The sequence below is a fragment of the Pseudomonas sp. 43NM1 genome, from assembly GCF_002836905.1.
In the GTDB taxonomy this organism is placed as follows: Bacteria; Pseudomonadota; Gammaproteobacteria; order Pseudomonadales; family Pseudomonadaceae; genus Aquipseudomonas; species Aquipseudomonas prosekii.
The window spans coordinates 79,275-95,263 of record NZ_MKGS01000206.1; the positions used below are offsets into that span (position 1 = coordinate 79,275).

Sequence of the window (15,989 nt, forward strand, 5' to 3'; positions counted from 1 at the left end):
TGTCGCGCTGAAACAGCTGAACACCGTGTCATGAAAACAGGTGTTTATCTGTACGGAAAGCTTTTTTATGCGGCTTCGGTAGATCGATCAATTGCCCCGTCGATCCACGCCACCCCGGCCTTGATCAGCTCCCAAGCCTTCCGCTCAGATATCCCATGCTCCCGCGCAACACGGTTCGCTGGCCACTTCGCGCCAAAGTAATACCAGACGAAGTCTCCCATCTGCTGCTCGCGCTTGGTCAATCGAGCAAGCGCCGCATCCACGACCAGCGCAACGTCATCAGTGATCACGTATGACTGAGTGCTGGGCTCGGGGTTGAACTGGTTCATCATCGCGGCCACCGGGGAGACGTACCGAGGAACGCCCATTCCCGCCATCCGCCAAGACCCCCACTGCTCCAGCAGATACTCGGTGTCACCCAGGGGCTTGCCAATATACGTTCGCTTCTTCATGCCGCTTTCCTCGGTGTCGGTTCGTTCAGGCCAAACAGCTCTCGGAGCATCTTGTCGGCGATTTTGTTCTTGGCGTGCCCTTCGGTGATCCATCGGCGGGCATAGTCTTGAAAACCAAGACTGCCACGATGGTTTCCCCAGTCAGCGACCATGTCCATCAGCGCGGCGGCGGCGATGCGTCCATTGGGCTTGTCGAGCAACAGTCGGTTTCCTTGCTTCAGAAAGTCTCGCTCGTCTGAGGTCAGGCTCTTGCGCGGCAATGCCGCAGTTACATTACTCATTGGGATCTCCCCTTGAACTTGCTGGAGAAGGGGCGACTGGCTTCGACCTCCTCCTGTGAAGGCTCTCGGCCGGCGAAGTTGACGAAGCGCCCGAATTGTCCCTGGCGCTGAACAAGGCAGGAGCCGGCCTCTGCCTGGCGCCCCTTATCAAGAATCAGCTCAGTGACGCCCTGCTGACCCATTTCAGAATCCCGGTCGTAATGCACCAGGATCACAGCATCCGCATCCTGTTCAATCTGACCGCTCTCCTTGAGGTCACTGGCTTGTGGCTTCTTGTTGGTCCGGTTCGCTGGTCCCCGATTCAGTTGCGCCAGCACCAGGATAGGAATCGCGAGCTCCCGGCTGAGGTTCATGATGGCGATCGATACCTTGGCCACCGCGTCCGCACGGTTCTGCGACTTGCCGTCAGTGCCGACAATCTGCACGTAGTCGATCATCAGGATGTCGAGCCCAACCTCCCGCCGAAGCTTTAGGGCCTCGGCGCGGATGGCTGGCATCGTCAGGCCGGGCGTGTCCAGTAGGTACAGCTCGGCCTCTTTGATCTTCCCCGCTGCGATGCCGATCCGGTTCCACTCTTCCTGTTCCAGGCACTTGACCTCATCCATACGGCGCAGATCCACGCCGCCCAGGCTTGCGATGGTCCGAAGCGTCAACTGCTCGCCCGGCATCTCAAGGCTGACGACAAGACCAACACCACGCCCTCGAGTTGCAACGTGATTCATGATCTGCAGCCCGAGCATCGTCTTGCCGCTACCCGGGCGCCCGCCGATGACCACCATTGATTTCTGGCGCAAAAAGCCAATCAGCTTGTCCAGGTCCGCTAGGCCGGTGGAGAGTTTCGGAGGCGCCTTATCGTTGAGCACGTCATCCATGTGGTCCAGCACCATCGGCAGAACTTCGCTCATCCGCTTGTAGCCTGCCTTACCCGATGCTTGCAGATCCCGTAAATCCGCCAGTGCCAGACCGCACTGGTCGAGGATTTCATCCGCCGGCAGGTCGTCGTAGACGCCGGTGTCGACAATGCGCCCAAGATCACGGAACTGCCGGACCAGCGCCCACTTCCTGACCTGTTGGGCGTAAGCCTTCCAGTTCGCAGCCGAGGGGACGTTCTGGCAAAGATCGATGGTGTATTCCAGCGTGGTTTTCCCGCTGGGCAGATAGCGCTGGATCGAGCCGAGTGTCACCGCGTCGACGGGCATCCGCTGCGAGTGGCAGTCGTGGATCACATCGAACAGCGCCGCGTTGTCTTGGTGCCAGAAGTCTCCCGACTTCATCTGCGATACGATCTCTTCCAGCATCCCGGCATTCTCCTGGAGCGATGCGATCATGATCGCGCCCAGCACGCCCTGCTCGGATTCGAGGCGGTAATACTTGTCCTCTTGGTTCATGCGCGCCTCCGCTCGGATTCCCAGGTGAAGCCGACCAGCAACGCCTTGTTCTCGCGCAGCCGGTCGAGAGCCCGCTCGCCGATGTACTGGCCAAGCCCTTTGGCGTCCATATTTGAGACCACCACCGTCGGCCTGATCATCTGATACCGGCGATCAAACACCTCATGCAGCACACCCAACTCATAAGCGGTCCCGGACTGGGCACCCACCTCATCGATCACCAGCAAGTCGAAGCTCGCCAGCTCGTCAATCACATCACCCTCTGTGTAGCCGGCGCTGCGATCCATCGAGCGCTTGAACACTCGGATTATCTCTGCGGCGGATGTGATCACCGCCACAGCCCGGTGCTGGCGGATCAACTGCTGGACGATGCTTGTGGCCAGATGGGTTTTCCCGGTACCGACGTTCCCACAGAGCAGCAGATTGCGGCCGGCCTGGTAGTGCTCGCCGAAGTTGTCGGCGTAGCCTTGGCAGATCGCCAACGCCTGCACCATTGCCGAGTTTTCGGCGCGGTAGTTGGCGAACATGCTGCTGGCGAAGCGTGGCGTGATGCCAGAGCCTACAAGCGCGCTGTTGACGATTTCGGCTTGCAGGTTGGCCAGCGCCTGCGAATGATCTTCGCCGCCCTGAGGCGCAACGCGCAGGCCGTGGAACTGGCACTGCTTGCATGGGCGGACCGCCATCGAACCGTCGAACTGCTCAACCTCGGAGCGATCCACCGAACCGTGGACCGGGCACTCGCCGGTGAAGGTGCGCTGCTCAGGCTGGCGGCGGAAATTAGAACGCTGGGCCATCTTCGCCTCCTTGGTACATGCTTTCGGTGTGCACTGGCAGCCCATTGAATGCGGATGGCTTGCCGTTCTTGGCGCCAGCACCGGGCAGCACCGATTCAGGGTAGATGTCCGACCAGCTGCTGGTGGTGGACTTATCCAGCACGGCATCGGGTTCCGGATGGTTGGCCAGCTTTTTGGCGATTAACTCGCAAGCGCGCAGGGTCAGCGGGGCACGTTTGGCTTTCCGCATTTCGCAGAAGTCAGCCCAAGCTTGTTCCGATGCATTCGATGGCTTAGCAGTCAATGGATCGAACTTCTGAACCTTGCTCTTCCCACCCTTCTCGGGTGCCTTGGCGCCTTCTTTTTGGTTAAGGATGGTTAATGGGTGGTTAATGGATGGATTGGGTGCACGCTGTGCACCCCGTTCGGTCTTGGCGTGCACCCCGTTAGGTTCTGGCGTGCACCCCGTTGCGTCGCCACGTGCACCCCGTTCGGAGCGGGGTGCATCCTGTGCACCCCGTGAAAGGTCGAGGTCGTAGCACACCGGCACGCGATCTCGCTGGGTGATATAGGCTGCGGCGATCGCCTGATTACCACGCTTGATCAAACCAATTTCTTCCAAGTCGCGCAGACGATATTGAACAGTTCTCGGCGCCAGGCCGGTATCGAGCGCCAGGCTCGAAACAGCCGGGAATGCCGCCCGCCCCGATTGATCGGCATAGTTGGCCAAGCACAGCAACACGTGCCGCGCATGAGACTCCGTGACAACCTGCTGTGACAGAGCCCAGGACATTGCTTGAACGCTCATATGTCCAGCTCCCGCGTAATCCGGGCAATGAACTGGTCATAGGACTCATCCATGATGATGCCCCTGTCTTCCAGCGCTGCGCGACCAGCCTTGGCTAGACCGTAAATCTCCCAGCGATCACGCTCGGTAAGGTGTCGGCAGTTGGAGTAGTTCGGCCAGGGGCCGGCGATCACGGGCGCGGTGCCTGGCAAACTACCGGGATTACGGATATTTGATTTCGAGAGATTCTTCATTGAAGAGTCTCCGAGCCAGTGCCGTTGATCCTGCTCACGATCTGAGCCATGTCGGTGAGCGTGCCGCCGGAAAGACGGCGCACCAGGATGCCAAGAGCGGTGGTCACATTGATCGCCTCCACAGACACCGTCGCGGTGATCCGCGCATTGTCCGCCGCCAAGGTGGCATTGGTGCCCATCCTGACCTTGTCGCCGGCGTTGTAGGCCGAACAGGCTAATGCCAAGTCACTGAGCTGGACGTACTGCTCGGGCGGTGTAGGCCGGACGATCGCCTCAGCAATCGGGATATGCATGTCCGGCGGCTCCTGCCCGGCCAGCAAGTATTTGCTGGCGATTCCCCAGTGCTCGTCGGAGACTTTCTTGGCATCGCCGCCGGTCTTGCGTTCGAACAGGACTTTCAACGCCCAGTACGCCTCGATCAGGCCGACATAGACATCATCACGGACCTCGATCGCGCCGCCCTCCTCCACGAACTCCGTCGCGTCCTTAACGCACTCGAAGCACTTGAGCAGCAATGCGGCATCTGCGAATTTCTCGAAGAAAGCTTGGTCGATGGTCTCGACCGCGGGCGCCTTTGGAAAATCGATTACTTTGCTCATGCTTGTTCTCCGTCGGCGCCAAACAGATCAGCCAGGTCAATTTGGTAGGCGTCCATCCAGGCGCCAGCAGGCCAGCAGCGGACAAAGCCGAAAGTGGGATGGAATACCTTGGGGGCGGTGATGCCTCGGGCCTTGCACCAGCGGCGTAGGGGCACATACCCGGACACGCCGAACTTGCGGCCGACAGCCTTTTCTACGGCGAGCACTGCCGCCTGCCGGGTGCCGAGGCCCAGGTCATCCTTGAGTTTTTGCACCTGCCGAACTGCAGCCGAAGCGGTTGCCATGGCCGTGGCTTCGCGACGCGAACCGATCTCGGCCTTGGTTTCTATGGCATGGTCGCGCTGCTCGATGGCTAGCTGTTCTGAGCGCTTCGAAGCCAGCAGATGTTCCAGCGCGCCGATGTAGTCCGTCGGCATTGCTGGGCCGCGCTGGTTGCGCTGCTGGACCATTTCCCAGAACTCACGCACCAACTTCTTCTTGAACGCCCGAACGATGTCCGTGTTGCGCATGAACGTCAGCAGCAGAGTGGATTGGGGTTCGTTGAGGATTGCGAACTCGGTGTCGCCACCGCCGTGCTGGCCGGCCTCTCTTGGTCGGATTTCAAATCGGACCAAGCCGAAGTCTTCCAGATCGGCCTGATACTTTCGGGCGAGAGCAATAACGCTGGCGTGGTCGTTGAGTGTTCCCTCGGCAATTGCCAGGGTGGTGGTGACGGCATCGCCGTCTTTGATAATGACGATGCTCATTGGCGAGCCCTCCTACCTGGCGCAGGGAAAGCCTTTGTCTCGACAGCGGTAACGCTTCCATCCGGCATTTCCAGAACCTGAATCTGCCTGTTTAACTTAAGGGCGGTATTCAGCGCTTGCTGAGTGATGCCTAGCTGAGCAGCCGCATCAATTTGCCGACCCTTAGCAAACTCAGCAAGCGATAGGCTGGTGCCTAGTCCGTGCGCGCCACGATTTGACATCTCTGCGTTTTGTGCCACCGATTCGCCGAGCTCCTTGAATTGGTCGATGGCGCTATAAACACCGCCGAAACTGGTGTCACTGAAGTATTTAGCCACCTCAAACAAGGTGCCAATACCTTTTCCGCCGTCGTGCAGATGGTCAAGGTGAATGGCCTTGATCAGCGCGTGCTGCCACTCGAGCACGTCCTTGGCTGCGCACAGTTGAAACTCGGCCTCTTCCGCTGCCTGTTGCATGGCTGGCAATGAATTGTTCATTTGGCGACTCCCTGGTGGGGGATGTTCTGCAGCTTGTACGCAGCAGCAGCGCCGGCCTCGGCCATGGACATCGAGAGCAACGCCAGCGAATTGATCAGCCAGCCGGCGCTCATCGCGACTTCTTCGCTCAATTCGTTGCGGTTCGCTGCGTTCGCGATCAGCTCGCCGATAGCCGCAACACCGTGCAGGGTGCTGATCTGGAAGTTGTCGTTAGCGTTTTCCACGGATTGCAGCCGCTCAACCTGGTCAGCCGTGAGTTTCGCGCCCTTTGTTGAGCACGCTGGGAACTCGCGCTCAACGTCGACCAGCAACTGGTTCCACATTGGAGGCTTCATTGAGCTTCCTCCGACTGATATACAGCCTTAAGCCCGCGCTCTGCGGGTCGAGTGAGCGCCGAGACGACATCACCGATGAAGCCGAGGGTGCGAACCTCTGACAAATAGGCCAGTTCGCCATCGTTAATGGAATGGGCGAGACGAGTGCAGAGTTGGCTAATGCCATCGGACAGGTCAGATGCAACAGAGAGCGCGTCAATCAAGTTCGCATCCGGATTGATGCTGAACAGATCGGTGTACTCCATGCCGAACGCACAAGGCTTTAACTTTGGTAGTTGCACTGCTTGTAGGGTGGTGCTATTTTTCGGGTGCATGAAATCGTCTCCTAAGGACGAAGATTCAAAAAGTCCATTGGCGTGGACTGGATAAGAAGGCTCGCGAATGCGGGCCTTTTTGTTGCCTGCGATTTAGCCGGACAACAAAATCGGTAGTTCTTTTGGCGGGGTTATTTGCACTTGAAGGTGCTCGTGGCAGCTGTATTCTTTTTTCAGAATACTAGAAATATCGCCTCGAAAACTTAGTGTTCCACGGGATGATTTCTTACAAAAACCTTTCCCTGGAAACGATGAAATTTCGAACGCATACAGTAAGTTATTGCCTATAACTCGAACGAATATCATCCGTTTTACACGAAGGACGTTTGCGAGGGCTGGTGCAGTACAGCCAAGGGAGCGGGCGACATTCGTCCGGCCGAACCTGGCTACCGCCTCACCGAGATCGAGAAGCACGACATCCGACTTGGTATCGTTCATCGCTGAATACCGGCACTGGATGGATGAACAGAGGGTTTGCCAGACTGATCGGCGGTCGATATCTGAGGCATCATTTGATCCAAGGTTGGCGAGGCGTTTGCCAGCTCGGGCCAGATTCGATGCCAGTCGGAAGACCTCAATATCTTTCGGGTAACCGCTCCAAGAGTGGCGCGCTCGATCCCGGCAGACATCTCGGCCGACGCAACCTTCTGCCCGTAAGCGATTCGCCGCAGGTACCCGCGCGTGGTACCCGTCTCGGCAATATCTGAGTCGCTGGCGGTTTTTAGCCAGGCCAGTAATGGGGAAATCTTGGTATCCATGGTTTGCCCTTCGGTTGTATGCACGAAAGATAACCTACGGGTTACCAATGTTCAACACCTACAGGGAATTTACCTGCGGAGTATAATTGAGGATCATGACGCATGGACATATATGAAACTCGCCGCGAAAACCTAAGATCGCTCGTCGCCTCGCAATTTAACGGCCGCATAGCCGGGCTTGCCGAAGCTGTAGGAAAAGCACCCAGCTATATGTCTCGCTGCCTTACCGGAAAGCCAGAACATCGAAAACGTATCGGTGAGCAAATGGCTAGGGATATCGAGGAAGCCCTGTTCCTTGATGCGCTTTGGCTGGACCGGGCGCATGAGGTAGGCGCCCCTATAGCTGAAAGAAAGCTGCGCCAGGAAGATCGCGGCGTACACCCGGAGCTGCGCGAAGTATCTATATGGGATGGATCTTCGCCGATTCTGGACGATGAGGTCTGCGTGCCTTTTCTTCAGGAAGTAGAGCTTTCGGCCGGCTCGGGCAGGTTTGCAATTGAGGAGGTCGAGGGTTCGACGCTTCGGTTTGGAAAGCAAAGCCTTCGCAAGAACGGTGTTCAGTTCAATCACGCAAGATGCGTCACTGTTCGCGGAAACAGCATGACGCCCGTGCTTCGCGACGGGGCAACCGTAGGTGTTGATACCGGCAAAACATCCCTTGGCGACATTATTGATGGCGACCTTTACGCCATCAATCATAATGGTCAATTGCGAGTCAAACAGTTATATCGCACCCCTACAGGCCTGAGGCTGCGCAGCTTCAATCGAGAAGAACATCCCGACGAAGATTATAATTTTGAGGATATACAGGACCAGAATCTAACCATTTTAGGGCATATTTTCTGGTGGGGGATGTTTGCCAGGTAATCAAAAAAGGCATTAATGAGCCGCCGTTGGGCGGCTTTTTTTCGTCAACGCAAAAGATAGTAACCCACAGGTATTGACTTAAAAATAACCCACAGGTAACTTTACTCCATCGCATCCCAGCATGGAGCATCAGACATGACCACCAACACCCTCACCGCCGGCAACTGGCAGGGCACCCTCAAGATGGGCCTGGCTCCTCGCGAGCTTGAAGCTACGCTGTGGGCTGCCGCTGATCTGACGGTGAAAGAGATTGGTCGTGTCATGGGCATCAGCCCGAACACCGCTGAGAAGCGTCTCGAAAGTGCCCGCTTCAAGCTGGGTGCAAAGACAATGCGCGGCTTGGTGCTGGAAGCGTTTAAGCGCGGCTTAATTTCTCCTGCAGCCACAGCGCTTGCTCTCGTGCTGGCCATCCACGGAATGGCTGGCGATGAGCAGATGCTCAAGACTCGCCGCGGCACCAACGAACGCAAGATTGAGACGCGGGTGGCCGTCCGCCGCGTAGAGATCGCCCTTACCGCCTAACCCGATCTAATTTTTTGCGAAAGCCAACAGCGCGGCCGGGATTCGCTCGGCCTTAAGAAAGGAGCAACAGCATGTTGATTCTCACCCGCCGAGTCGGCGAGACCATCTGTATCAGCGACGACATCACCGTAACAGTGCTTGGCGTCACCGGCCAGCAAGTTCGCCTGGGCGTCGTAGCGCCGACGCATGTAGCCGTGGATCGCGCCGAGGTCCGTGAGCGCAAGCTTGCAAACCCGCGGAGTACCGTGGTGAGTCATTCTCGGTTGCCTCGCCTTGAGGAGTTGCACCCATGCGCAGACTGATCCTCGTCGCCCTACTGCTGATCGCTGGCCAGGCCGTCTCTGCCGAACAAGTCATCAGCGTTCAGCACGACAGGCAGCGCGGCGTCACCTGCTGGATTTTGAACAATACCGGCATCAGCTGCTTGCCGGACAGTTCGCTCCTACAGACCGCCGCCCCAACGCGCGAGGCGGGCCGCGCCTCTACTGCTAGTTCGACAGCAGAAAACGGCCCTTTGCAGGCCGCCCCGCTCCCACAGGATGAGAGGTTCAAATTATGAATACCAGCACTCAGGAACATGCAGTAGCGGGAAATGAGTTCGCGAGTCTGGGGGCTCGCCTCATTCGATTTGGACATGCTCTTCAAGAAAGGACTACCACTATTGGCGAGTTGGTTGCCTTGGCTCACGCCTGCGGAATCAACTTCAAGTTGCACGTGGTTGCTGACTCTGAGGAAAGGGAATATGCGTAACTTTGCCGCTCAATCGCGCGGAAGATTGAGCCGCGATGCGTCTAGCTTTGCCCACGCCCCACAGAAGCGCGGTGCTCATTGTCTCGCCAACCCGTTCGGTGTGCGCTTCTTCGTAAATGATCCGCAGATGTTCGGAATAAACCCCCAGAAAAAGCTGTGTAATACCCTTCCGGGAAAGCCTTGCTTGAACGTCGATTACGACGCCATCACTCATTACTTCACTGTGCGTTCTGTGATGCAACTCACAGTCGGCCCACAACCAAAAAGTCGATCCGCGATGTGGCATCTTCCCGCTCCTTTACCCGGAGAACCTACAGACTTCCAGCGTGGATTATTTAAATACGTCCACGGCTCCGAGGAGTCAATCCATTCTTATAAACGTTACAGGTGTAACGTTTTAGCGCGTCCGCCGACAGGCTCAAAAACCTTAAAAGTGCAGGGGGTGATTCTTGGCTAAGACAATCCTGCGCGTGCGCCAAGGCGCGATCGCCTACTACCTGAACGAGTCGTCGACTGGCGCCAAGAACAGCGGCCGGCGGTTCATCCTGAGCCGCACCAACGATCACGGGAAGACCAAGGACGGCTGGATCAAAGTCAACTCGACCGAGCACCAGGTGCTGATCGATGCGACAGGTGATGCCGAGCGGTTTGACGCCTGTGCCAGCCTGTACGCAAGCAAACCACGTCGCCCACACGTTGACCGTCATCACATTCGTGGGATGGCCGGAAAATGGGAAGGCGTGGCATTTCCAGCTCGCGCGACGCATGGCCGTGACGCGACACAAAACGCGAACGATTAAAACGTGTCGCGACACGAAGCACGGTGAAGTCATGCGCTATGTGACTGTCAGGAAATTTGCCAGCGAGTCTGGCTACACAGAAGACGCGATCCGCTCAAAGATCCGTGACGGGATCTGGCGGCTCGGTGAGATATGGATCAAGGCGCCGGATGGCCGGACGCTTCTCGACGTAGAAGGATATGAATCATGGGTAGAGGCGGGCGGGGAGTTCGGGCGGTCTCCGATACGAGTATCGAAATCACGTTCATGTATCGGGGCGTCCGGTGCCGCGAGCGGATCACGCTCAAGCCCACCGCCACTAATCTGAAGAAAGCAGAGCAACACAAGGCGGCGATCGAACATGCAATATCGATCAGCACCTTCGACTACTCGGTTACGTTTCCAGGATCTGCCCGGGCGGCGAAGTTTGCCCCCGAGTCATCGCGCGAAACAATGAACGGGTTTTTGACCAGGTGGCTCGATGCGAAGAAGAAACACGTCGCGAGCAGTACGTTCGATGGCTATCGAAAGCTGGTCACGCTCCGGCTGATCCCTGCTCTCGGCGATACCATGCTGGTCGACCTTAAGCGCAAGGCTGTCCGCGACTGGCTCGACACTCTGGAGGTGAGCAATAAGACACTCAGCAATATCCAGAGCTGTCTCCGCTCGGCGCTGAACGATGCCACCGAGGAGGAGCTGATTGAGCTGAACCCCCTCGCCGGCTGGACTTACTCCCGCAAAGCCGCACCGCCCAAAGAGGATGACGTCGACCCGTTCAGCCCCGAAGAGCAACAGGCGGTGCTAGCCGCCCTATCCGCCCAGGCTCGCAACATGATGCAGTTCGCGTTGTGGACAGGCCTTCGCACCAGCGAACTGGTGGCGCTGGACTGGGGTGACATCGACTGGCTTCGTGAAGAGGTGATGGTGAGTCGGGCGATGACTCAGGCGAGTAAGGGCACAGCCGAAACCACAAAGACTGCCGCCGGGCGTCGTAGCGTGAAACTGCTACGACCGGCGCTGGAGGCGTTGAAAGCGCAAAAGGCGCACACGTTCCTGGCTGATGCCGAGGTCTTCCAGAATCCGCGCACACTCGAACGCTGGTCCGGCGACGGCCCGATCCGTAAAACAATGTGGGTGCCGGCGATGAAGAAAGCTGGCGTTCGGTACCGCCGGCCGTACCAGACTCGCCATACCTACGCCTCGATGATGCTCTCTGCTGGAGAGCATCCGATGTGGGTGGCAAATCAAATGGGGCACAGCGATTGGACGATGATTGCGAGGGTGTACGGACGATGGATGCCGGCCGCAGATATGATCGCGGGCGAAAGAGCTGTACAGATGTGGACATGCGATAGTGAGGACGACAAGATCGAAAAAATCTACAACAGGTGAAGTTATGAATACAGTAGCGCCCGTTGGACTTCCACAACGTATTCGAGATTTCTGCAAAAGAATCTCATCGAATCAGCCAGTACTATTGAATGTTACGCCTGAGTCGTTCAGCCGGATAGCTGAGTGCTTCGACAATGTCGCATCACAAATCGAAAAGGAAGGCGGCGAAGTTGCCCATGGGTGGCTGATATGGGATTGGCCGGGAGTATTTACCGAAGCGGAATTTCACGCTGTATGGAAATCGCCTGAAGGGGTTATCAGAGACGTAACACCAACATATGACGGAAAAAAACAGGTCGTTTTCTTGCCTGATGCTTCACGCACTTATCAAGGACGTCGAGTTGATAGCATCCGAGTGGCGGCCAGTGAAAATAAAATGATTGGAGACTTTATCAAGTTGTGCGAAGCAAATTACGTACGCTTTGGACAAGTCCGAGATGGCGCACAGCTTGAGGGGCGTGAAGCGAATCTATATACAAGTTTCGCTCAGGCCAAAGAATTTATACTCGAAGCAATCAGGAACGGCGCCAACCGAAACGCCCAGTGTGCGTGCGGCAGCGGTGAGCGGTACAAGCGTTGCCACGAACCTAAGCTTAACCATCTGACGATCGCGCTGATTGGCAAATGACAGCAAAATGGCAGCTTGAGCGCTGAAAGCCGCGTAATACAATGGCTGGACGGGGGTTCAAATCCCCCCGGCTCCACCAAATTAGCTGTTTAGACCTGTCTCGGACAGTCTACGAAACACCTCAAGAAGCCCGCCTAGTGCGGGCTTTCTTGTTTCTGGCAATCCACCCTCGTCCAATATCTTCACGCTTCAGAGCCGTTGCCGCACATGCTTGGCCACGACCTAGGCGGCTTTCACCTGCCTAGCGACCGCCCCAGGCCGTTTCTTTGCATTCGTTTCACCCCCACCGGCAACGCGACCAGAGCGCAAATGACGCCTATCCAAAGCCAACTGACGCGCCAAAAAATAGCGCTGAACTTGCAAGCATCTGCGCCTATCTCAATAACTACGTACAACATTGAATTGAGCAGAGGAAATACGATGTCCAAACTCGCAGAATTTCGTCAGTTGGAAAAACATCTTGCCGAGCAACTCAAGGCATTGGAGGCGATGAAGGGTAATGACGGACTGAAGAAGGAAATCGAGTTCGAGACCAAGCTGCGCAAGCTGCTCGAACAGTACGGTTTTAGTCTGAATCACATCATCAATCTGCTGGAGCCGAAGACCACGGCCCGACGCCAATCTGCATTACCTGTCGCCAAGACGCGCAAGCCACGCGGACTCAAGGTGTATAAAAACCCGAAGACGGGTGAAGTCATCGAAACCAAGGGTGGCAATCACAAAGCATTGAAAGAGTGGAAAGCAGAGCATGGTGCCGACGTCGTCGAGGGTTGGCTGAAGAAGTAAACGCTTTACCTGAAAAAGGGCCCAGATGGGCCCTTTTTAGTTTTTTACCCCCGATCGAGTACGCCCTATTAACGCTTTTGAAAACCTCGCAACCCCTATGCTGCGCGCCAGGCTACTCGTGGATAGACCCGCGCCCAAGATGGCGCTGACGCCACCATGTTTTCATCGATGCCATGCACGGCGGTGTTCATTGGCGGATTTTTTCAGTGCGCTAAACAGCAAATACACGCCTTAGGAAATTTCCTTCAAGCTGCGGCGAACTCCATGAACTACCGAGCGCACTTGCGAGCAGATAACCTGATTTTTTGCTGCCAACCGGCACGCCGAAAAGCGCAGGAAACCTGACTTCCGGAGTTCTTCCTTGAAAAAGATCAGCCCAGATTCAACTGAAAATACCGTGCTTGCAGAACCCGACACAGCCGACCAGAACGCGCCCCCCGCCGTCACTCAACCTCCGACCAGCGCTCGCGTGCGAACCCCGAGACTGGTTGACCCGATGACCTGCATCTTCGAGGTCCAGCCTGACGCCGATGCGATCACGATGCTCGATCACGCCAGCCAGAATCTGGCGCTGGTCAAGGCCTTGGTGAGAGAGCTGATGACGCAAATGGAAGGCCGAGACCGCAATACGGTCGTGGTGATTGGCAAGTTGGCCATGTTGAGCGAGATTTTGATCAACCGGGCGCTGAAGAATCTTGAAGCTCGGGGGCAAACGCCGGTTTTTCATTAAGCGTTCGTGAAATGCCGTTACCGGCGTCGGGCCTATCTGAACGTTAACGCGAAAGGTGCGGCGGACTCTTCAATGGAACTGACCACGTGGGGCGCCTGCTCTCTGTACTCGGGATAACTGCCAAGGGTTTTTTCGAGCGCTGTAAGCAGCCGCTGAATGCGCTCTTTGGGATGCTCTACGTCACAGGTTTGTGCAAACTCCAATAAGCCCTGACGGGAGGCGAACATTGATTTGTTGCCCGCCAGGTCCAACGCCAACACATCTTCGGGGATGTAAGCGGTGGTGTTGACGATGTCATAGGCGGGAGCGAGTCGTGCATCGCGCTGCGTTGGCTCGGAATAGAGCAAACCGAAGTTTTTCAAATGCGCGTCGCCGTTTCCGACGATGCAACTGAGCGCCACGCTATCAAATAGTTGATCAAGCGATGAACGCTGATGCTCCGCCGGACAAAACAGCCGTATTGCTTTAGCGATGGCGGCGTAGCTTTTGCTGTATTTCTGATCGGCCGAGAGGCCCATTAGCGCGGCCATGTCTTCGAAGCCGATTGGATTAAGTTGCGGGTCGCGGTCAAAGCGGCGCATGACGAACAGTTTGGAGTTATCAGAGAGGTAAAACTCCGGTGCCGGGATGCCTGCCTCCTTGGCGATGGACATGCAAAGAAACTCATTGATCGCAAGGCCCGGGAATTCGTCCCGGCCACTTTTAATGATCAGATCAGATGTCTTCGTGGTTACGCGGGACAGCTCAGAGCCTCGCTGTTCGGGCACCAATACCTTGGGCTGAACGCCCGAAATACCGGCTCGCAGGATATAGCGATCAAGAAGGTCGGCGAAGATGTCCTCAGCGCCATCCCACGCCAGAATTTCTTCGAGTTTTTCACCTTTGAATTGCTGTTCCCCGAGCAATACGTCGATCGCGTCAGAACGAACCTGCACTCGGCCAATGGGCGAGCTGCTACCGGAGAGTGCCAACAACATCATCGGGTCGATGTTTACCGTTTTGGCCAGGCGATTACGCAGTTGTTCCAGCACGTAGCCTTCCGGGAGATTCATCTGAAAGATCGGGTGCAGATCTCGTCGGCGGAATTCGTCAGGTCGTACAGGCATCGACAGACTGATCGCCATTGGCGGCAACGCGTCTTCGTGGTAACGGAAAATGAAGTCCTCAGCGCTGGTAAAAACACTGCCGCTACTGCCGTCAGGTGTGCTGACTTTGAGAGTGACCATCTTCATTTGAACAACTCTCCAAGCTCTTCAAGGGTCGGCATGGCGGCGGGGAGCACCGCCAATTCGCAATCAAGAGCGCCAAGGACTCGCGCATACGCCAGCATGCCAATTGAAGGACTGCCCTTTTCTACAGCAATGACTTTTTGCCGCGTCAGACCAGCGAGCTCGGCGAGACTGGCCTGCGTGAGGCCGCGGTTAAGGCGTTTTTCGCGGATCTGTTTCGCAAGCCGTGAAATGAGCAGATAGCAGTCCATGTTCCGTTACCGTGACATTGAGCGACGAATGTAACGCATACGTAACCTTGCGACGAGCAATATTATCGATGAAACCACATGAATTTTTCTTCACCCCAACACCCCGCCCCATCAGATACATTGCCCTCGCTCATTCAAGAAACTACGGTTTGCCCGCCCTCCCGCGGGCTTTTTTTTGCCCGCGATTAACCGCCACGCCTACGCCCCTTTCAAGCGATAAAGGTACGTATCCTGAACCCCGTGCCGTTCCGTGTGCCGCGCGCGCTTGAATATGCGGATCAACGCAAAACCCGCCGCCACCGCCAACCGCTGACTCGCCAGGTTCGCCGAGGACGTCGTCAGATAAAAAACATCGCCCGGCAAATTACCGATCAACGCCGTCAGCGCCCGCCGCATATAACCCTTGCCGGCAAACTCAGTGTTAGCCCAATAACCCACCTCATGCCGATTGCGACCGCGCGGGATCAAGCCAATGCAGCCAACAATCGCCTCGCCATCGCCGGCAACAATAAAAAACCGCCGCTCGCCAGTCTCGCTAGTGAATTCATCGACCGAGCGCACCATGAACGCCCGCGCCTCGTCCTCCGAGGTAAAGGATTTCGCCCAAGGCAAAAACTCCGAATGCACGGCAAAGCTGTCATTTAACGCTCGCTGCAGCGCCACGGACAACGCAGGATCCGGCGCCCGCAAACTCACTGGAGACCGGCACCGGGTTAACAAAACGTCCATATTTCATCCTTCAATTTCGGTCCATCTTCACTGATATCAACGACCTATGGCCTGCGAAGTTTAGGTCGGCAATGTTCATAAAATCGGCATGAGTAATCAGAGTTGATGCAACTAACGACCTGCATGCTCATAGGGTGTACCATCGCTGCCTGTCAATCAGATA

26 protein-coding genes are annotated in these 15,989 nt (G+C 56.6%); 10 read left to right on the top strand and 16 right to left on the bottom strand.

Features of this window, described 5'->3' with window-relative positions:
* Nucleotides 1–65: 65 nt before the first annotated feature.
* The 13 genes from BI292_RS27625 to BI292_RS27685 all read right to left on the bottom strand — a co-directional run bounded on the left by BI292_RS27625 (nt 66) and on the right by BI292_RS27685 (nt 7,163).
* Nucleotides 66–452: an antiterminator Q family protein gene (locus tag BI292_RS27625; protein WP_101209882.1), complete on the bottom strand. Its 387-nt coding sequence runs from the start codon at nt 450–452 to the stop codon at nt 66–68.
* Nucleotides 449–733, bottom strand: a complete 285-nt coding sequence (locus BI292_RS27630) for a hypothetical protein (protein WP_101209883.1) — start codon at nt 731–733, stop codon at nt 449–451. The genes BI292_RS27625 and BI292_RS27630 overlap by 4 nt, the downstream gene beginning before the upstream one ends.
* Nucleotides 730–2,121 (bottom strand): DnaB-like helicase C-terminal domain-containing protein, encoded by a 1,392-nt coding sequence (locus tag BI292_RS27635; RefSeq protein WP_101209884.1) that lies wholly within the window; start codon nt 2,119–2,121, stop codon nt 730–732. Before BI292_RS27635 ends, BI292_RS27630 begins: the two co-directional genes overlap by 4 nt.
* A complete protein-coding gene (locus BI292_RS27640) occupies nt 2,118–2,915 on the bottom strand; it encodes an ATP-binding protein (RefSeq protein WP_101209885.1) in 798 nt (265 codons plus the stop codon). Before BI292_RS27640 ends, BI292_RS27635 begins: the two co-directional genes overlap by 4 nt.
* Nucleotides 2,899–3,702 carry a helix-turn-helix domain-containing protein gene (locus BI292_RS27645; RefSeq protein ID WP_101209886.1) on the bottom strand — a complete coding sequence of 268 codons (804 nt, stop codon included), beginning with the start codon at nt 3,700–3,702 and terminating at the stop codon, nt 2,899–2,901. The genes BI292_RS27640 and BI292_RS27645 overlap by 17 nt, the downstream gene beginning before the upstream one ends.
* Nucleotides 3,699–3,935 (bottom strand): hypothetical protein, encoded by a 237-nt coding sequence (locus BI292_RS27650; protein WP_101209887.1) that lies wholly within the window; start codon nt 3,933–3,935, stop codon nt 3,699–3,701. Before BI292_RS27650 ends, BI292_RS27645 begins: the two co-directional genes overlap by 4 nt.
* Nucleotides 3,932–4,534 carry a hypothetical protein gene (locus tag BI292_RS27655; RefSeq protein WP_101209888.1) on the bottom strand — a complete coding sequence of 201 codons (603 nt, stop codon included), beginning with the start codon at nt 4,532–4,534 and terminating at the stop codon, nt 3,932–3,934. The genes BI292_RS27650 and BI292_RS27655 overlap by 4 nt, the downstream gene beginning before the upstream one ends.
* Entirely contained in the window at nt 4,531–5,280 is a 750-nt protein-coding gene (locus tag BI292_RS27660; RefSeq protein WP_101209889.1) for a Rha family transcriptional regulator, read from the bottom strand. Before BI292_RS27660 ends, BI292_RS27655 begins: the two co-directional genes overlap by 4 nt.
* Nucleotides 5,277–5,756 carry a Cro/CI family transcriptional regulator gene (locus BI292_RS29315; protein ID WP_256592745.1) on the bottom strand — a complete coding sequence of 160 codons (480 nt, stop codon included), beginning with the start codon at nt 5,754–5,756 and terminating at the stop codon, nt 5,277–5,279. Before BI292_RS29315 ends, BI292_RS27660 begins: the two co-directional genes overlap by 4 nt.
* Nucleotides 5,753–6,091, bottom strand: a complete 339-nt coding sequence (locus tag BI292_RS27675) for a hypothetical protein (protein WP_157831314.1) — start codon at nt 6,089–6,091, stop codon at nt 5,753–5,755. The genes BI292_RS29315 and BI292_RS27675 overlap by 4 nt, the downstream gene beginning before the upstream one ends.
* Nucleotides 6,088–6,405 carry a hypothetical protein gene (locus tag BI292_RS27680; RefSeq protein WP_101209891.1) on the bottom strand — a complete coding sequence of 106 codons (318 nt, stop codon included), beginning with the start codon at nt 6,403–6,405 and terminating at the stop codon, nt 6,088–6,090. The genes BI292_RS27675 and BI292_RS27680 overlap by 4 nt, the downstream gene beginning before the upstream one ends.
* 93 nt (nt 6,406–6,498) lie before the next feature.
* Nucleotides 6,499–6,843, bottom strand: coding sequence for a hypothetical protein (locus tag BI292_RS28870; protein WP_157831315.1), 345 nt, complete (start codon nt 6,841–6,843; stop codon nt 6,499–6,501).
* Nucleotides 6,840–7,163 (bottom strand): hypothetical protein, encoded by a 324-nt coding sequence (locus tag BI292_RS27685; protein ID WP_178076638.1) that lies wholly within the window; start codon nt 7,161–7,163, stop codon nt 6,840–6,842. Before BI292_RS27685 ends, BI292_RS28870 begins: the two co-directional genes overlap by 4 nt.
* 102 nt (nt 7,164–7,265) lie before the next feature.
* On the opposite strand from BI292_RS27685, the gene BI292_RS27690 reads away from it, so the two are divergent.
* The 10 genes from BI292_RS27690 (at nt 7,266) to BI292_RS28880 (ending at nt 13,617) form a co-directional block, all read left to right on the top strand.
* A complete protein-coding gene (locus tag BI292_RS27690; protein ID WP_256592746.1) occupies nt 7,266–8,030 on the top strand; it encodes a S24 family peptidase in 765 nt (254 codons plus the stop codon).
* A 135-nt stretch (nt 8,031–8,165) separates the two neighbouring features.
* Nucleotides 8,166–8,552, top strand: coding sequence for a response regulator transcription factor (locus tag BI292_RS27695; protein WP_101209892.1), 387 nt, complete (start codon nt 8,166–8,168; stop codon nt 8,550–8,552).
* A gap of 71 nt (nt 8,553–8,623) precedes the next feature.
* Nucleotides 8,624–8,854 (top strand): carbon storage regulator CsrA, encoded by a 231-nt coding sequence (csrA, locus tag BI292_RS27700; protein WP_101209893.1) that lies wholly within the window; start codon nt 8,624–8,626, stop codon nt 8,852–8,854.
* Nucleotides 8,842–9,111 carry a hypothetical protein gene (locus tag BI292_RS27705; RefSeq protein ID WP_101209894.1) on the top strand — a complete coding sequence of 90 codons (270 nt, stop codon included), beginning with the start codon at nt 8,842–8,844 and terminating at the stop codon, nt 9,109–9,111. The genes csrA and BI292_RS27705 overlap by 13 nt, the downstream gene beginning before the upstream one ends.
* Nucleotides 9,112–9,294: 183 nt before the next feature.
* Nucleotides 9,295–9,759 carry a hypothetical protein gene (locus tag BI292_RS29570; protein ID WP_157831316.1) on the top strand — a complete coding sequence of 155 codons (465 nt, stop codon included), beginning with the start codon at nt 9,295–9,297 and terminating at the stop codon, nt 9,757–9,759.
* Nucleotides 9,752–10,102 carry a hypothetical protein gene (locus tag BI292_RS27720; RefSeq protein ID WP_101209897.1) on the top strand — a complete coding sequence of 117 codons (351 nt, stop codon included), beginning with the start codon at nt 9,752–9,754 and terminating at the stop codon, nt 10,100–10,102. Before BI292_RS29570 ends, BI292_RS27720 begins: the two co-directional genes overlap by 8 nt.
* A 186-nt stretch (nt 10,103–10,288) precedes the next feature.
* Nucleotides 10,289–11,473 (top strand): Arm DNA-binding domain-containing protein, encoded by a 1,185-nt coding sequence (locus BI292_RS27725; RefSeq protein WP_101209898.1) that lies wholly within the window; start codon nt 10,289–10,291, stop codon nt 11,471–11,473.
* A gap of 4 nt (nt 11,474–11,477) precedes the next feature.
* Nucleotides 11,478–12,101 carry an SEC-C metal-binding domain-containing protein gene (locus BI292_RS27730; RefSeq protein WP_101209899.1) on the top strand — a complete coding sequence of 208 codons (624 nt, stop codon included), beginning with the start codon at nt 11,478–11,480 and terminating at the stop codon, nt 12,099–12,101.
* 420 nt (nt 12,102–12,521) lie between these two features.
* Nucleotides 12,522–12,887, top strand: coding sequence for a histone-like nucleoid-structuring protein, MvaT/MvaU family (locus tag BI292_RS27735; protein ID WP_101209900.1), 366 nt, complete (start codon nt 12,522–12,524; stop codon nt 12,885–12,887).
* A 361-nt stretch (nt 12,888–13,248) separates the two neighbouring features.
* The gene (locus BI292_RS28880) at nt 13,249–13,617 is read left to right on the top strand and encodes a DUF6124 family protein (RefSeq protein ID WP_157831317.1); all 369 of its coding nucleotides are present in this window, start codon (nt 13,249–13,251) and stop codon (nt 13,615–13,617) included.
* Nucleotides 13,618–13,649: 32 nt separating this feature from the next.
* Here BI292_RS28880 and BI292_RS27745 read toward each other — a convergent pair whose 3' ends face one another.
* The 3 genes from BI292_RS27745 to BI292_RS27755 form a co-directional block, all read right to left on the bottom strand.
* Complete coding sequence (locus tag BI292_RS27745; protein ID WP_101209901.1) at nt 13,650–14,849, bottom strand: type II toxin-antitoxin system HipA family toxin; 1,200 nt, start codon at nt 14,847–14,849, stop codon at nt 13,650–13,652.
* Complete coding sequence (locus tag BI292_RS27750; protein WP_092273594.1) at nt 14,846–15,097, bottom strand: helix-turn-helix transcriptional regulator; 252 nt, start codon at nt 15,095–15,097, stop codon at nt 14,846–14,848. Before BI292_RS27750 ends, BI292_RS27745 begins: the two co-directional genes overlap by 4 nt.
* A gap of 198 nt (nt 15,098–15,295) precedes the next feature.
* Nucleotides 15,296–15,826: a GNAT family N-acetyltransferase gene (locus tag BI292_RS27755; protein WP_101209902.1), complete on the bottom strand. Its 531-nt coding sequence runs from the start codon at nt 15,824–15,826 to the stop codon at nt 15,296–15,298.
* Nucleotides 15,827–15,989 lie beyond the last annotated feature (163 nt).

Bases quoted from the DNA above. Each gene is read 5' to 3' on its own strand.
- BI292_RS27625 (WP_101209882.1), bottom strand. From the start codon at position 452: ATGAAGAAGCGAACGTATATTGGCAAGCCCCTGGGTGACACCGAGTAT.
- BI292_RS27630 (WP_101209883.1), bottom strand. From the start codon at position 733: ATGAGTAATGTAACTGCGGCATTGCCGCGCAAGAGCCTGACCTCAGAC.
- BI292_RS27635 (WP_101209884.1), bottom strand. From the start codon at position 2,121: ATGAACCAAGAGGACAAGTATTACCGCCTCGAATCCGAGCAGGGCGTG.
- BI292_RS27640 (WP_101209885.1), bottom strand. From the start codon at position 2,915: ATGGCCCAGCGTTCTAATTTCCGCCGCCAGCCTGAGCAGCGCACCTTC.
- BI292_RS27645 (WP_101209886.1), bottom strand. From the start codon at position 3,702: ATGAGCGTTCAAGCAATGTCCTGGGCTCTGTCACAGCAGGTTGTCACG.
- BI292_RS27650 (WP_101209887.1), bottom strand. From the start codon at position 3,935: ATGAAGAATCTCTCGAAATCAAATATCCGTAATCCCGGTAGTTTGCCA.
- BI292_RS27655 (WP_101209888.1), bottom strand. From the start codon at position 4,534: ATGAGCAAAGTAATCGATTTTCCAAAGGCGCCCGCGGTCGAGACCATC.
- BI292_RS27660 (WP_101209889.1), bottom strand. From the start codon at position 5,280: ATGAGCATCGTCATTATCAAAGACGGCGATGCCGTCACCACCACCCTG.
- BI292_RS29315 (WP_256592745.1), bottom strand. From the start codon at position 5,756: ATGAACAATTCATTGCCAGCCATGCAACAGGCAGCGGAAGAGGCCGAG.
- BI292_RS27675 (WP_157831314.1), bottom strand. From the start codon at position 6,091: ATGAAGCCTCCAATGTGGAACCAGTTGCTGGTCGACGTTGAGCGCGAG.
- BI292_RS27680 (WP_101209891.1), bottom strand. From the start codon at position 6,405: ATGCACCCGAAAAATAGCACCACCCTACAAGCAGTGCAACTACCAAAG.
- BI292_RS28870 (WP_157831315.1), bottom strand. From the start codon at position 6,843: ATGAACGATACCAAGTCGGATGTCGTGCTTCTCGATCTCGGTGAGGCG.
- BI292_RS27685 (WP_178076638.1), bottom strand. From the start codon at position 7,163: ATGGATACCAAGATTTCCCCATTACTGGCCTGGCTAAAAACCGCCAGC.
- BI292_RS27690 (WP_256592746.1), top strand. From the start codon at position 7,266: ATGGACATATATGAAACTCGCCGCGAAAACCTAAGATCGCTCGTCGCC.
- BI292_RS27695 (WP_101209892.1), top strand. From the start codon at position 8,166: ATGACCACCAACACCCTCACCGCCGGCAACTGGCAGGGCACCCTCAAG.
- csrA (WP_101209893.1), top strand. From the start codon at position 8,624: ATGTTGATTCTCACCCGCCGAGTCGGCGAGACCATCTGTATCAGCGAC.
- BI292_RS27705 (WP_101209894.1), top strand. From the start codon at position 8,842: ATGCGCAGACTGATCCTCGTCGCCCTACTGCTGATCGCTGGCCAGGCC.
- BI292_RS29570 (WP_157831316.1), top strand. From the start codon at position 9,295: ATGCGTAACTTTGCCGCTCAATCGCGCGGAAGATTGAGCCGCGATGCG.
- BI292_RS27725 (WP_101209898.1), top strand. From the start codon at position 10,289: ATGGGTAGAGGCGGGCGGGGAGTTCGGGCGGTCTCCGATACGAGTATC.
- BI292_RS27730 (WP_101209899.1), top strand. From the start codon at position 11,478: ATGAATACAGTAGCGCCCGTTGGACTTCCACAACGTATTCGAGATTTC.
- BI292_RS27735 (WP_101209900.1), top strand. From the start codon at position 12,522: ATGTCCAAACTCGCAGAATTTCGTCAGTTGGAAAAACATCTTGCCGAG.
- BI292_RS27745 (WP_101209901.1), bottom strand. From the start codon at position 14,849: ATGAAGATGGTCACTCTCAAAGTCAGCACACCTGACGGCAGTAGCGGC.
- BI292_RS27750 (WP_092273594.1), bottom strand. From the start codon at position 15,097: ATGGACTGCTATCTGCTCATTTCACGGCTTGCGAAACAGATCCGCGAA.
- BI292_RS27755 (WP_101209902.1), bottom strand. From the start codon at position 15,826: ATGGACGTTTTGTTAACCCGGTGCCGGTCTCCAGTGAGTTTGCGGGCG.